The following is a 13999-nucleotide window of genomic DNA, read 5'->3' as shown; positions in this document are numbered from 1 at the left end:
AGCTCTCCCTCAGGAAATCGGCGGCCCGGCCGCGGGCACCGGGTGTCGTTCGCACAGCGCCCGTACGCCGGCTCGGACCTCGACGGCCGTCTCGGGGTCGACGCTGTGGGCGGTGGCGCCGAGGGGGGTTGTGGCGTCGAGCACCGCGTGCAGCAGGCGGGCGCACTCGCGCGTCTCGTCCGGGCCCAGGCCCCGCTGCGCGAGGATGTTGGTGCCCAGCCGCAGTCCGCCGGCGACCATCGGCGGCTGGTCGTCGCCGGGGACGCGGTTGCGGTTCGCGAGGATCCGGCACTCCTCCAGGGCGCGTTCGGCGACCAGGCCGGTGAGCCCGCGCTCCCGCAGGTCGACGACCACCATGTGGGTGTCGGTGCCCCCGGTGAGGATCCGGTACCCGAGCCGGGTCAGCTCGTCCGCGAGCGCCGCGGCGTCGGACACGACCCGCCGCATCGTCCGCCGGAACCGCGGCTGTGCCGCCAGGGCGAACGCCCTGGCCTTGGCGGCGACGGCCGCCGGGTTCGCGGTGCCCTGAGTCTGCGGGAACACCGCGCGCTGTATCAGGCCCTCCAGTGTGTCCCGCCCGCCGGGCCCCGGGGACCGGTGCTCCACGCCGCTGAGGATCAGCCCGCCGCGTGGACCGCCGAGTTGCTTGTACGTGCTGGTCGTCGTGATGTGGGCCACGTCGATCGGACTGGGGTGTCTGCCTGCGGCGACCAGCCCCGCGATGTGCGAGATGTCCGCGACGAGGTACGCCCCGACGGAGTCGGCGATCGCCCGGAACCGGCTGAAGTCCAGCGTGCGCGGGTAGGCGCTGGCCCCGGCGATCAGCACATGGGGCCGGTGCTTCGCGGCCAGTTCCGCGACCTGCGCGTAGTCGATCCGGCCGGTGGCGTCCAGGCCGTAGTGAACGGCGCGGTAGTGCCGCCCGGTGACCGACGCCGGCGACCCATGGCTGAGATGGCCTCCGGAGTCCAGGTCGAGGCCGAGCAGCGTGCCGCCCGGAGGGATGAGCGCCACGAGCACTGCCAGGTTCGCCGAGGAGCAGGAGTGTGGCTGCACGTTCGCGTACCGCGCCCCGAAGAGCCGCTTGGCCCGCGCGACCGCCAGCTCCTCCACCTGGTCGAACGCGGTGGCGCCGGGGTGGTAGCGGGCCCCCGGATACCCCTCCGCGGTCACGTTCGACAACGCCGACCCCGCGGCCGCGAGGACCGACGGATCGGCGAGGCTCGCCGACGCGATCATCGCGAGCGTGTCCCGCTGCGCCCGCACCTCGGCGTCGAGCAGCTTCGCCAACCCGGGGTCACTCTCGTGCAGGAGCTCCATGCCGACCCGCAGCAACTCCGCCTGACCCGGCTCCGCGACGGCGGCGCCCCCGCGCGGCACCGCGCGCGTCTGCGTGGTTGCCATCCCCCCACCTCGTCCTTCTGGCTCGTCCTTCTGGCTGTGGCCGGGCACGCCGGGTCAGTGTCGCGGGTCAGTGTCGCGGCGCGGCCGGCGAAGGCCGACCGGTTCAGGTTCGTCCGCGATGTTCCGGAAGGGCGAACATCGAAATACCTCGGATCGCGATCCGAGGTATCGCGCATCAGCGGGTATCGAAAACGCGATGATCGTCGCGGCCGGCGTCGGCACACGACTCGAAACCGTCGGCAGCACCGTGACTCTCTCAATTCGGGATTCGGATGCCGAATCGCCGGTGTTGCGGCCCTGGATTTCCGTCGCGTACACGGGCCGGCGGCGATCGCTAAGGAGAGGGTAATGCCGGGCATCGCGCTTGGAAATACACGCGGCATGCCCTGGGCGATATCGCGAGAGATTCGCAGGAATTCGACCGCGACTGCTTGACGATCGCCGGGGCATCGCCGGAGCGCGGAAACCGGATGTCCGGTCGACGGGACGGCCGGTGCCGGGTCAGCCCCGTTCTGGCGCGGAGACCACGGCCGACAGCGCCGCCATGTCGAGCTTGCCGTTCGGGGTCAGCGGGAGCCGGTCCAGCACGACGAACGCCGCGGGCACCAGGTGGCTCGGCAACCGGTCGGCGACGAACCGGCGCAGCGTGCGTGCGGAGAGGTCGGCGTCGGGGCGGGCGGGGACCACCGCCGCGACGAGCGCGGCCTGCCGGCCCGCCCGCCCCGGGCGGAGCATTGTCACGGCGCGGGCGATCCCGGGATACGTGCCGAGCACCGTGTCCACCTCGGCCGGTTCCACCCGGATGCCGCGGATCTTCACCTGATGATCGGTGCGGCCAAGGATCTCCAGGAACCCGTCCTCGTTCCGGCGGGCGAGATCCCCCGTCCGGTACATCCGCCGCCCGGGCGGGCCGAACGGGTCGGCCACGAACCGTTCGGCCGTCAAACCGGGGCGGCCGTGGTAGCACCGGGCCACCATGCCTCCGACGTACAGTTCACCCGGCGCGCCCGGCGGCACCGGGCCCAGCCCCGGATCGAGCACGTACGCGCGCATGTTGCGCAGCGGCGTCCCGATCGGCACGCCGCCGACGCCCGCGAAGCCGTCGGGAACGGTGTACGTCGTGGCGTAGAAGCTTTCGGTCTGGCCGTACGCGTTGACCACCCGCACGCCCGGGACGGCGTCGCGGACCCGCGCGACCAGTGCGGCGGGCAGGACCTCGCCGGCGAAGAAGACCGTGGCCACGTCGATCTTCCCGCCGCTCTGCGCGAGCATCTCGGCGAACACGGAGGGGACGGTGTGCAGCACGTCCCCGGCCCAGTTTCCGTCCCCGGCCGCGAAGACGTCGCGGACGACCTCCACGACGGCGCCGGCGGTCAGCGCGGCAACGATCTCGAACACCGACACGTCGAAGTTGATCGAGGAGCTGGCCAGCATCCGGGAGCCTGCGTGCAGGCCGGCGACCGCGGCCAGTTCCCGGACCCCGTTGACGACCGTCGCGTGGGTGATCACCACGCCTTTCGGCGTTCCCGTCGACCCCGAGGTGTACATGAGGTAGGCCGGGTTGCCCGGCCGGAGCCCGGCCTCCGGCAACCCGCCTCCCTCGCCCTCTCCGGCGCCGGGGAGGGCGAGGTCGTGATCGTCGAGGAGCAGGCGCGGCGGACCGTCCGCCGGCAGGTCCGGCAGCGTCGCGGACTCGGTGAGGATCAGGGCCGGGGCGGCGTCGGCCAGCAGGTACCGCAGACGCGGCGCCGGGTACCGGAGGTCGAGGGGCAGGAAGGCCGCGCCCGAGGCGAGCACTCCGAGCAGGGCGACGACCAGATCCGCGGTGCGGGGGAGCGCCAGCGCGACCACGGTTTCCGGACCGGCGCCCGCGCTCATCAGCCGCCGCGCCACGCGCCCGGCACGGTCGAGCAACTCGCGGTAGGTCAGTGACCGGCCCGCGTGCAGCACGGCGGGCGCGTCCGGTGTCGCCGCCACCTGACGCGCCACGAGCCATGGAATCGTCTCTCGAAGTGTGCTCACAATCGCTCGTCATTCGGGCGGGGCCGCATACCGAAACGGCCTGCGGGATTACCGTCGGGAGCACCACGTTAAAGTCGGCGCGCCGTGGCGTTCAAGGCCGCGCCGTGGTCGCGGCGCCGGTGGAATCGGGCGTTGTCCGGTGGACGGGACATCCGCCGCCGAGCCTGGCGTACAAGCTGCTGACCGCATCGGAACGACGGTGATATATTCCGCCCAGTTGGCATTACGCAACGGATCTCCACATGCCTGGAAATCGCCCGGGCGACGATCCGTCTGCCGCTTCGCATACCATTTTCGAATTTCGGCGCGCGCCAGCGTCCGGCGTGCCCACGAATGGACGACAGCGGATGGGAGCGCACTTCGATGATGCCCACGAGCGGCATGGCGGCCGGCACGGCCGCCCATGAGGCCGTCGAGCAGGCCGTTGTGGAATGGCTGCGCGAAGAGCTCGACGACCCCGAGATCACCGCCTCGGACAACTTCCTCGACGTCGGCGGCCATTCGCTGACGTTCCAGCGCCTGAACAGGTACCTGAGCACCACGTACGGCGTGACCCTGGACCAGCGGACGACGTACGACGACGAACTCGGCGCGGCGGTGGCCGCCGTGCGGGTCGATGCGCGCAGAACGCACGAAACGACGTGAGGAGCGGATTGCCATGGCCCTTGGCGCGGAGCGCGTCTCCCACCGGCTGACCGACGAGGAGCGTGCGTTCTTCCACGAGAACGGGTACATCGGCCCGATCACGATCTACAGCCCGGACGAGATGTCCGCGATGTGGAAGAAGATCCACCGGGAGACGCTCAACCGGTCGTACGCCGCGTATCCGGAGGTCGACCGGGAGATCGGAGCGCCGAACATCTACAACTACGACCGCCACCTCGACATCGACCTGCTCGCTGAGCACATCTGCCACCCGAAGATCGTGGACCGGGTCGCCGACATCATCGGGCCGGACATCCTGTGCTGGCGCTCAGAGTTCTTCCCCAAGTACCCGGGGGACGAGGGGACCGACTGGCATCAGGCGGACACGTTCGCGAACGCCAGCGGAAAGCCCCAGTTGCTGTGGCCCGGCGAGTCCGAGGACGACTTCGGCGCGGGCACGATCACGGTGTGGACCGCCTTCACCGACGCCACCCGGGAGAACGGCTGCCTGCAGATCATCCCGGGCACTCAGCACCAGATGAACTACGACGAGACCAAGCACATGCGCTACGACGAGCGGCGCATCAACCACGAGGTGAAGAACGGCGTGCGCCGGGGCTTCTTCGGCTACGACTACCGGGAGTTGCAGATCGATCCGGACTGGAGACCGAACGAGGAGGACGCGGTCCCCCTGGTGATGGAGAAGGGCCAGTGCGTCATCTTCTGGTCCACGTTGATGCACGCCTCACTGCCCAACATCAGCAAGGGCAGGGACTACCGGATGGGGTTCGCGGTTCGCTACGTCCCGACGAAGGTGCGCGTCTACCCGGACACCAACCACATCGAGGAGTACGGCGGGGCCATCTCACTGGAGCGGTGGGGGGCCGTCCTCGTGCGGGGCCGGGACGAGTACGGGCACAACAAGATCGTCACAAGGACGCTGCGCGGCACGCCGTACCCCAGGGTGCCGGGCTGACGGCCCCGGGCGGGACCCGGAGCAGGACAGGGGGAAGCCGATGGCCGATCCGCGGCGATTGGCGGCGAACGGCCCTCCGGTGGTCGCGCTCATCCCGCCGTCGTGCTGCGGGGCGGGCTACTTCCGCCGGCTGCGCCGGTCCCTCGGCGACCGGGCCGACGCCCGCGCCGTCGAACTCCCCGGCCACGGACGCCGCCGCCTGGAGCCGCCGATCATCGAGGCGGCCCTGGCCGTACGGGACGTCGCCGAGCGACTGTCCGGGACGGGGGTCGACGCCGTGTACGGCGAGAGCCTGGGCGCCTACGTCGCTCTCGCCCTGACCGGGATCCTCGGGGTGCCGCTGCTGCTCGTGGCGTCCAACTCCCCGCCCTCGGTCAGGCCCCCCGTCGCCGGTGGCGGCGTCCGCTCCCTCGAGGACGCCGTCGCGGCCTTGACGGCCACGGGCGCCCGGATCCCCGAGGAGGTCCTCACCCACCCCGAACTCGCCGAGCAGGCCGGGGCGATGATCGTCGGAGACCTGCGGCTGTCCTGGTCGATGATCGAGGCGACCCGCGCGGCGAAGGTCGGGGCCGACGTCCACGTCCTCACCGGCGCCGCCGATCCGGCCACGATCGCGCCGGCCGCCTGGGCCGCCCACACCACCGGCCGGTGCGAGGTGTCCCGGATCCCCGGCGGCCATCTGCTGTCCGCCACGAATCCGCGGGGGGTCGCCGACTGGATCGTGCGGGTGCTGAGCGGGCGCCAGGCGGCGGCCGGCTGAGCGGCCCGCCGCGGTGTCACCTACGTGACGACCGGCAGGTTTGTGCGATGTCCGCGAACGTCCACCGGGCCGGACGTTCTCCTACGTCTCCTGGGCGACTCCTTCGCCGCCTTCCGCCTGCCGCCTGCCGAGCCGCTCTTCGAGACCATCGAAGATCACCTCAAGGCCGAGTTCGAAGCTCTTGTCGGGGGCCGCGAGGTAATCGGTGTCCGTGACCGTCGCGAGCCGGGCCTGCAATCGCGGGAACTCCTCCACGATCTTGATCTGATCCGCCATGGTCTGCCGGATCAGATCGTCGGGGTTCGAGCCCTCCCGCCGCAGCCGCCGCCGCAGTGACACCGCCGCCGACTCGCCGATGGCGTTGCCGAGCACGAACATGAACACCACGGCCATCGCCCGATCGGCCTCCACGCCGACGAAGCCCGCCTTCTCGTAAACGGCGAGGCTGTATTCGTCGTAACGCGACTTCCCCGGCCCCTGCAGGAGGTGGGTGCCCAGCGCCTGCACGAGCCACGGATGCCGCGTCAGCATGCCGAACAGGCCCCTGGCCGCCATCATCCCGGCCGTACGCCAGTCATGGGCGTCCAGGTCGGGGAGCTCTATCTCGTGCCACACCTCGTCGCCGGCCAGCATGACGAGGTTGTCCTTGCTCTTGACGTGCCAGTACACGGCGGTGGCCGCGGACTCCAGTCGTTCGCCGAGGCCGCGCATGTTCAGGCCTTCCAGGCCTTCGGCGTCCAGCAGTTCGATGGCCGTCCGGACGATTCGTTCCCTGGTCAGGGTGTCACGCGGCATGCCCGCAGAATACCCCACTCTTGAACACGGTTCATCTGCGACTTGTACAACGTTCACCCCTTCGGATCGGCGGGACTCGAGGTCACTCGTGGGTGCGCAGCGGCAGGGACGCCGTGCCGATGATGTCCGGCGAGGGGAAGAACCGCGGCGGGTCGTCCGGGTCGGTACGCAGCACGGGGAAGCGGTCCAGCAACGCGTTCATGGCGATCCGACCTTCCAGCTTCGCCAGGGTCGCCCCGATGCAGTAGTGGACGCCGTGGCCGAAACCGAGGTGCGGGTTCGGGGTGCGCCCGGGGTCGAAGGTCTCCGGGTCCGGGAACCTGCGCGGGTCCCGGTTGGCGGCGCCGGGCCAGACGAGGATCATGGTCTCCGCGGGAATCCCGACGCCCCCGATCTCGACATCGGCGGTGGTCCGCCGGGACAGGGCCGCGGACGGGGTGAGCGTGCGCAGCGTCTCGTCGAGCATGCTCGGCACCAGCGAGCGGTCGGCCCGCACGCGGGCGAACGCGTCGGGGTTGGAGTCGAGGCAGGCCACCGCGTTGCCGATCAGCATGGTGGTGGTGATGTGGCCGGCGACGAGCATGAGGTTCCCGATGGTGACGATCTCGTTCTCGGTCAGCCGGTGGCCGTCGACCTCGGCCGCGACGAGGTGGCTCAGCAGATCGTCGCCCGGGTTCTTCCGGCGGTCGGCGATCTGGCCGCGCATGAAGTCGACCATGGGCCGGAACTTGTCGACCGCCGCCTCGATGGTCCGCTGCGCCTCCTCGTCGTCGTACAGGAACGAGTAGCCGTTGAGCTGTTCGATGATCCGGAACGCCTGCTTTTTGAAGACCTCCAGATCGCCGGTCGGGATGCCCAGCAGCTCGGCGATGACGATGACCGGGAGCGGGTAGGCGAACTCCTCCACCAGCTCGACGCGTTCCTTGCCCTCCATCGCATCGAGGAGGTTACGGCTGATCTCGACGATCCGCGGTTCAAGCTGGGCGACCACCCGGGGGGTGAAGGCCTTGCTGACCAGCTTGCGGTAGCGCGTCTGGTCGGGCGGGTCCATCTGGGCGAAGTCGCCCTCGAGGAACTCCTCGTCGATCGTGACCGGCGCGAGGTGCGCCGTGCTGGAGGAGAAGGTCTTCGGGTCGTTGAGGACGCCGTGCACCTCCTCATAGTCGAGGACGTTCCACAGCCCGATCTCCTCGTTGTAGTGCACCGGCCCGGGCCGGATGCCGCGCAGCCAGGAATGGAACGGGTGGATGTTCCAGCGCTCCACGACTGTGACCATCGAATGCCACCTCCCTACCTGGCGTCGGCTTCCATCGCGAGGCGCAGGCTCCTGGGCCGCATGTCGGTCCAGTGCTCCTCGACGTACTCCAGGCAGGCGCCGCAGCCCGTGGGCCCGTACACCGCCCGCCACCCTTCTGGAACGGCGGCGAAGGCCGGCCACAGGGAGTGCTGCTCCTCGTCGTTGACCAAGACGTAGAAGTCCTCGTTGTCGTCGTCGAACGGATTGGTGCTCATCCTTGTCGTCCCTTCTGGATTTCCTGAAGTTCCTGGAGTTGACGGCCGATGACCTCGCAGATCGTGGCGGCCGGTCCGGGCAGGCACATGTCCGCGTGCGCCGTTTCGACGTCGAATTCACGGATCGTGCCGGAGATGTACGGCCGCCATGGTCCGGCGAGCGGCTCCCCTGCGCCGGGCACCGCCCGGAAGAGCACCGCGTCGCCCCGGTAGACGGGCGGCGGGAACGCGGCCATGAGGGCCGCGTGATTGGTGACGATCCTGACGGCGTTCTCCACGAAGGCCGCGTGGTCGTCGCCGCCCGCTCCGGCCGGGAGCGCCTGCCGGAAGTACTCGCGGAACGCGTCGGCGTCCGGCGGTCCCTGCTCGGCGAGCCTGACGCTGGGCACGCTGTCGAGCAACACCAGCAATGTCACCTCGTGCCCGCGCCGCTGCAGCCCGGCGGCGATCGCGTGGGCGAGCGTGCCTCCGATGGAGTACCCGATCAGGTCGTACGGGCCGGTGGGCTGCACGGCCAGGATCTCGGCGACGTAATCGTCGACGACCTCCTCGATCGACCCGGGCAACGGGGACACCCCGTCGAAGCCCTTCACCTGGACGCCGTGGACCGGCCGGTCGGCGGGCAGCCGGGAGACGAAGCCGAGGTACGGCCAGCAAAGCCCGCCGCCGGAGTGGACGAACCACAGCGGCCGGGCGCCGGAACCGTCGCCGGCGCCGAGGGTGATCACCGGAGCGAACGGGTCGGTGTCGTCCTCCGGGGTTCCTGCGGACTCCAGCCGGGCGGCCAGCCCGGCGGCGGTCCGCGCCTCGAACACCCACCTCAGCGGCAGGTCGACGGCGAGAACCATCCGGATCCGGGCGATCAGCCGGATGGCGGACAGCGAGTGCCCGCCCAGGGCGAAGAAATCGTCGTCGGCACCGACCCGGGGCAGTTCGAGCACCTCGGCGAAGAGGCCGCAGAAAATCTTCTCCAGGCTCGTGCGCGGCGCCCGGCCACCGGCCGGGGTCGCCGGGCGCCGCGGGGCGGGCAACGCCCGGCGGTCCAGCTTCCCGCTCGCGGTCGTCGGGATGCCGCCGACGACCGTCACGGTCGCGGGCACCAGGTGCTCCGGCAGCCGTGCGCGTAGATGCCGGAGCAACTCGTCGGCCAGATCCGGCGATCGATCCGGCACCCGATCCAGCCCAGTGCCCGACCCGATGTCCGGCCGGCCGGCCGCAACGACGTAGGCGGCGAGTCCGCGGTCATGCGCCGTCTCGTCGGCCACGACCACGGCCCGCTCGACCGCGGGATGATCGGCCAGCACCGTCTCGATCTCGCCCGGCTCGACCCGGAACCCTCGGATCTTGACCTGGTCGTCGGCGCGGCCGCGGAAGACGAGTTCCCGCTCCGACGTCCACTCCACCAGGTCGCCGGTCCGGTACATCCGTGCCCCGGCGGGCCCGAACGGGCAGGCCGTGAAACGCTCCGCGGTCAGACCGGGTCGGCCGCCGTACCCTCGGGCCAGGCCGGGCCCGGCGATGTAGAGCTCGCCCACGACCCCGGCGGGCACCGGCCGCAGCGCCCCGTCGAGGACGTACGCCCGCGCCTGCGGGATGGGCCGCCCGATCGGGACGTCCCGCGGGCCGGCGGTGAGCGGGCCGCTCAGGGTGACGGCGACCGTCGCCTCCGTCGGGCCGTACGCGTTCACCATGCGCCGCCCGGCCGACCACGTGGCCACCAGCTCGGGCGGAACCGGCTCCCCGCCGACGACCAGGCACCGCACCGACGCCAGCGCGCCCGCGGGCACGGCGGCCAGCATGGACGTCGGCAGCATCATGTGGGTCACCTGATGCCGTTCGACGGTGCGGGCCAGGGGCGGCCCCGGCACCAGGTCGTCCTGCGCCGCCAGCACCACGCTCGCCCCCGACAGCAGCGCCGAGAACAACTCGCCCAACGAGACGTCGAAGCTCGGCGAGACGAGCTGGAGCATCCGGCTCGCGGGGGTGAGCCCAAGCGCGGCGACGTGCGCCTCCACCAGTCCGGCCACGCCGCGGTGGGTGACCGTCACGCCCTTCGGCCGCCCGGTCGAGCCGGAGGTGTAGACGATGTATGCCGCGTTGTCCGGGAGCGGCGGGCGGCCGAGGTCGCCGCGGCGTCGCCATCTGTCCGGTTCGTCCGCTCGCAGGCGTGGCACGGGGTGCCGGGCGAACGCCTCCGCCGTCGTCGCGTCGACGATGGCCAGGCGGGCGCCCGAGTCCGCCAGGAGCAAGGAGATCCTCTCGGCCGGGTGGGCGGCGTCGATCGGCAGGTACGTCCCGCCCGACCTGAGCACGGCGAGCAGGGCCACGACGAGCTCCGGCGAGCGCCGCAGCGACACCCCCACCACGGACTCGCGCCCGACGCCGCGACCCGCCAGCTCCCCGGCCAGCGCGTCGACCCTCCGGTCGAGCTCCCGGTAGGTCAGCGAGACGTCCTCGAACCGCAGGGCGACGGCGTCCGGCGTCGCGGCGACCTGCCGGGCGAAGAGCTCGGGAACCGTCGGCCCGGGTTCCCCGGCGCCGGCCGGTTCGCCGAGCAGCCACCGCCGCTCCCCCGGCTCCAGCAGGTCGAGCCCGCCGACGGGCAGGTCGGGGTCCGTCGCCATCCGCCGCAGCGCCTCGGCCACCCGGGCGGCGATCCGCCCGGCGGCGTCGTCGTCGAACAGGTCCTGCTGGTACTGCAGGACGAGGGTGAGATACGGGGCGGCCGCGGCGGCGAGCCCCAGCGGGTAGTGCGTGCCGTGCGCCGCCCGGACTCCGGTGATCGTCAGCCCGGTCGCCGGGTCGGCGAGGCCGCCGTGGTCGATCGGGTACGACTCGTACACGGTCGCGGTGTCGAAGAGGACGGGCATCCCGGTCGCCCGGTGAATCTCGGCCAGGCCGAGGTGGTGGTGGTCCATCAGCCCGTTCTGCCGCTCCTGGAGCCCGGTCAGCACCGCGCGCAGCGACCGCCAGGGCGACAGCGGCACCCGGATCGGGATGGTGTTGATGAACAGCCCCACCATGGACTCCACGCCGGGCACCGCGGCCGGACGCCCGGAGACCGTCGTGCCGAACACCACATCGCTCCGGCCGGTCAGCCCGGCCAGGACCACCGCCCACGCGGCCTGGACGACCGTGTTGAGGGTGACCCCGAGTTCGGCGGCGCGGCGGGACAGCTCGTGGGCGTCGGTCGCGGACAGCGGCACCCGGACCCGGCCGATCCGCTGCCGGTCCACCTCCGGTCCCGCGTGCGGCGCGACCAGGGTCGGCCCGTCCAGCCCGTCCAGCTCGGCCGCCCAGGCCGCCGCCGACGCCTCGGCGTCCTGCTCGGCGAGCCAGGTCAGGAAGTCCTCGTACGGGCGAACAGGCGGCAGGGCGGAGGCGTCCCCGCCGGACCCGTGAAGCCGGAGCAGCTCCCGCGCGAACAGACCCATCGACCAGCCGTCGAGCAGGGCGTGGTGCGTCGTGAGCACCAACTCGCCCCGCCCCGGCCCGGTCAGCACCAGGGACAACCGCAGCAGCGGCGCCACGGCGGGATCGAACCGGTCGGCGAGGTCCCGCGCCAGGAACTCCTCGAACGCGGCGGCGCGCCCCTCCTCGTCGTGGGCACGCAGATCCAGCTCACGCCACGGCATCTCGACGCCGTCGAGCACGAGCCGCACCAGACCGCCGGTCTCGTCGCCGACGAAGGCGGTGCGCAGGCCGGGGTGCCTGTCGAGCATCGCCTGCGCGGCCGCCCGCAACCGGTCCGCGTCCACCGGGCCGGACAGGTGGTGCACCACCTGCACGTGGTAGGGGTCGAAGCCGTCGCCCGCCATCAGGGACTCGAAGATCAGGCCGGACTGGAGCGCGGTCGGCGGCCACACCTCCGCCAGGCCGGGGTAGCGCCGTCGCCACGCCTCCGGCGTGCCGCGCCGTACGGGCGCCGGAGCCACCTCGGCGTGCCGTTCGCCGTGTCCGGCGAGCCCGCGGAGCGCGGCGCACCACAGGTCGGCCAGCCTCCGTACGTCGTCCTCGGCGAGCAGGCCCTCGGGCGCCCCGAAGGCGGCGCTGAGCCGGGGCCCGTCCGCGGAATCCAGCACCACGGCGTCGATCGTGAGGGTGGCCATCGCGGGCATGCCGGCGTCGGGGGCGGCGAGCAGGTCCTCGGTCCCGGCGGCCAGGGTCCAGCCCCGGCCCGCGGTGGCGTCGGAGGCGCCGAACCGGCCCAGGTAGTTGAAGGCGATCTGGCCGTCCGGGTATCGGGCCAGTTCGGCGGCGGTCTCATCGTTGAGGTACCGCAGCAGGCCGTACCCCATGCCCTTGTACGGGACGGCCGCCAGTTGTTCCCGGACGGCCTTGTACGCCGCCGCGCCGGCGGCCCCGCCAACGGTGAGGGCCTCCTCCAGGTCGACGGCCCCCACGTTCAGCCGCACGGGGTGCATGCTGGTGAACCAGCCGACCGTTCGGGTCAGGTCCGCCCCCGGCGCCACGTCCTCCTCACGGCCGTGGCCCTCCAGCCGGACCAGGACCGACCGCTCGTCGACGCCGCGGTCGCGCCGCCACGCCGCCACCGCCAGGGCCAGCCCGGTCAGCAGGACGTCGTTCGGGCCGCCGCCCAAGGCGCCGGGGACCCGGGTCAGCAGCGCCTCGGTCACCGGCGCGGGCAGCCGTACCCAGGTGCGCCGGACCGTGTCGGCGCGGTCGACCGCCGGGTCGAGCGGTCGCGCTCCGAGCAGCGGGTCCGGCCCCTGCAGGAGGGAACGCCACAGCGGCAGTTGCCCGGCCCACTGCGGCGCTCGCGCCGCCTCGGCGAGGGCGTGCGCCCACCTGCGGGCCGACGTCTCGACCTTCGGCAGGTCCGGCGTGCGCCCGGCCCGGACGAGGTCGCAGGCCGTGCCGAGGTCCTCCAGCAGGATCCGCCATGACACGGCGTCCACCACGTGATGGTGGGCGACGGCGAGCAGTCGCCCCGCGCGGTCCGGTCCCGGGTCGAACCAGACCCACTGGGTCATCACGCCGGCGGCGGGGTCGAGGCGGCCGGTGGCCTCGTCGAGGTGGGCGGCGGCCCGGGCCCGCCACGGCTCGTCCCAGCGGCCGTCGCACGCGATGCGGTGAATCAGGGCGTCGGCGTCCACCGATCCGGGCGGGAGGGCCTCGAGCCCGCCGTCGCACAGCCGGGAACGCAGCATGTCGTGGTGGTCCAGTACGGCCGACACCGTCGCGACCAGCACGGCCCGGTCGACGCCGGTGGGCAACTCGACGACGAGGGACATCGCGAAGCGGTCCCCGCCGCCCAGTTCCGCGAGGTATCGCGCGGCCGGCAGCGCCGGCATCCGGCCGACGCCGCCGCCCTCCAGCTCGGCCGGCCGCTCCGGGGCCGCCACCCGGTCGCGGACCAGCCGCGCGAGCGCGGCCACCGTACGGTGCTCGAAGATCTCCCGCGGGCTGATCTCCAGACCCTGCCTGCGGGCCTGCCAGACCGCCTGGATCGAACGGATGCTGTCCCCGCCGATGGCGAAGAAGTCGTCCTCGGCGCCTACCGCGTCCAGGTCGAGGAGCCGGGCGAAGATCCCGGCGAGAGCGATCTCGCCGGAGTCGCTGGGCGCCCGGTAGGGCGTGACGGCGAGGTCGGGCTCCGGGAGCGCGTCGCGGTCCACCTTTCCGTTGGGGCCCAGGGGCAGTTCGTCCATGACGACGAACGCGGCGGGGACCATGTACTCCGGCAGCCGGGCGGCGGCGAAGCGGCGCAACGCGCCCGCGGACACATCCCGGGTGAGGTCGAGTTCGTCGAGAGCGTCCTCGCGGACCGGGACGATGTATCCGACGAGTCGGGTCGTTCCGGTACGGCCGGGCCGCGTGGTCACCACCGCCCGGGCGACACCCGGATGAGCGGCCAGCACCGC

9 protein-coding genes are annotated in these 13999 nt (G+C 72.3%); 3 read left to right on the top strand and 6 right to left on the bottom strand.

Going from position 1 to position 13999, the window contains the following annotated elements; translation table 11 throughout:
- Positions 1-9 precede the first annotated feature (9 nt).
- Both glyA and AB0K60_RS30835 read right to left on the bottom strand, forming a co-directional pair.
- Positions 10-1404 (bottom strand): serine hydroxymethyltransferase, encoded by a 1395-nt coding sequence (gene glyA / locus AB0K60_RS30840; protein ID WP_364063020.1) that lies wholly within the window; start codon positions 1402-1404, stop codon positions 10-12.
- A 501-nt stretch (positions 1405-1905) separates the two neighbouring features.
- Complete coding sequence (locus AB0K60_RS30835) at positions 1906-3426, bottom strand: amino acid adenylation domain-containing protein (RefSeq protein WP_364063017.1); 1521 nt, start codon at positions 3424-3426, stop codon at positions 1906-1908.
- Between the two features lie 333 nt (positions 3427-3759).
- Between AB0K60_RS30835 and AB0K60_RS30830 the strand changes: the two genes are divergently transcribed.
- From AB0K60_RS30830 to AB0K60_RS30820, 3 genes are read left to right on the top strand one after another with little or no spacing between them, the layout of a single operon-like run.
- Positions 3760-4071, top strand: coding sequence for an acyl carrier protein (locus AB0K60_RS30830; protein ID WP_364063014.1), 312 nt, complete (start codon positions 3760-3762; stop codon positions 4069-4071).
- 13 nt (positions 4072-4084) lie between these two features.
- Complete coding sequence (locus AB0K60_RS30825) at positions 4085-5047, top strand: chlorinating enzyme (protein ID WP_364063011.1); 963 nt, start codon at positions 4085-4087, stop codon at positions 5045-5047.
- A gap of 40 nt (positions 5048-5087) precedes the next feature.
- A complete protein-coding gene (locus AB0K60_RS30820; protein ID WP_364063008.1) occupies positions 5088-5807 on the top strand; it encodes an alpha/beta fold hydrolase in 720 nt (239 codons plus the stop codon).
- An 81-nt stretch (positions 5808-5888) separates the two neighbouring features.
- Here AB0K60_RS30820 and AB0K60_RS30815 read toward each other — a convergent pair whose 3' ends face one another.
- The 4 genes from AB0K60_RS30815 to AB0K60_RS30800 all read right to left on the bottom strand — a co-directional run bounded on the left by AB0K60_RS30815 (position 5889) and on the right by AB0K60_RS30800 (position 13996).
- Complete coding sequence (locus tag AB0K60_RS30815) at positions 5889-6602, bottom strand: TetR/AcrR family transcriptional regulator C-terminal domain-containing protein (RefSeq protein WP_364063005.1); 714 nt, start codon at positions 6600-6602, stop codon at positions 5889-5891.
- Between the two features lie 82 nt (positions 6603-6684).
- A complete protein-coding gene (locus tag AB0K60_RS30810) occupies positions 6685-7878 on the bottom strand; it encodes a cytochrome P450 (protein WP_364063002.1) in 1194 nt (397 codons plus the stop codon).
- A gap of 14 nt (positions 7879-7892) precedes the next feature.
- Positions 7893-8114 (bottom strand): MbtH family protein, encoded by a 222-nt coding sequence (locus tag AB0K60_RS30805; RefSeq protein ID WP_364062999.1) that lies wholly within the window; start codon positions 8112-8114, stop codon positions 7893-7895.
- Entirely contained in the window at positions 8111-13996 is a 5886-nt protein-coding gene (locus tag AB0K60_RS30800) for an amino acid adenylation domain-containing protein (RefSeq protein ID WP_364063255.1), read from the bottom strand. The genes AB0K60_RS30805 and AB0K60_RS30800 overlap by 4 nt, the downstream gene beginning before the upstream one ends.
- Between the last annotated feature and the right edge of the window lie 3 nt (positions 13997-13999).

The organism is Thermopolyspora sp. NPDC052614 (assembly GCF_040678635.1).
Classification (GTDB): domain Bacteria; phylum Actinomycetota; class Actinomycetes; order Streptosporangiales; family Streptosporangiaceae; genus Thermopolyspora.
This window is presented reverse-complemented; position numbering and strand designations above follow the sequence as displayed.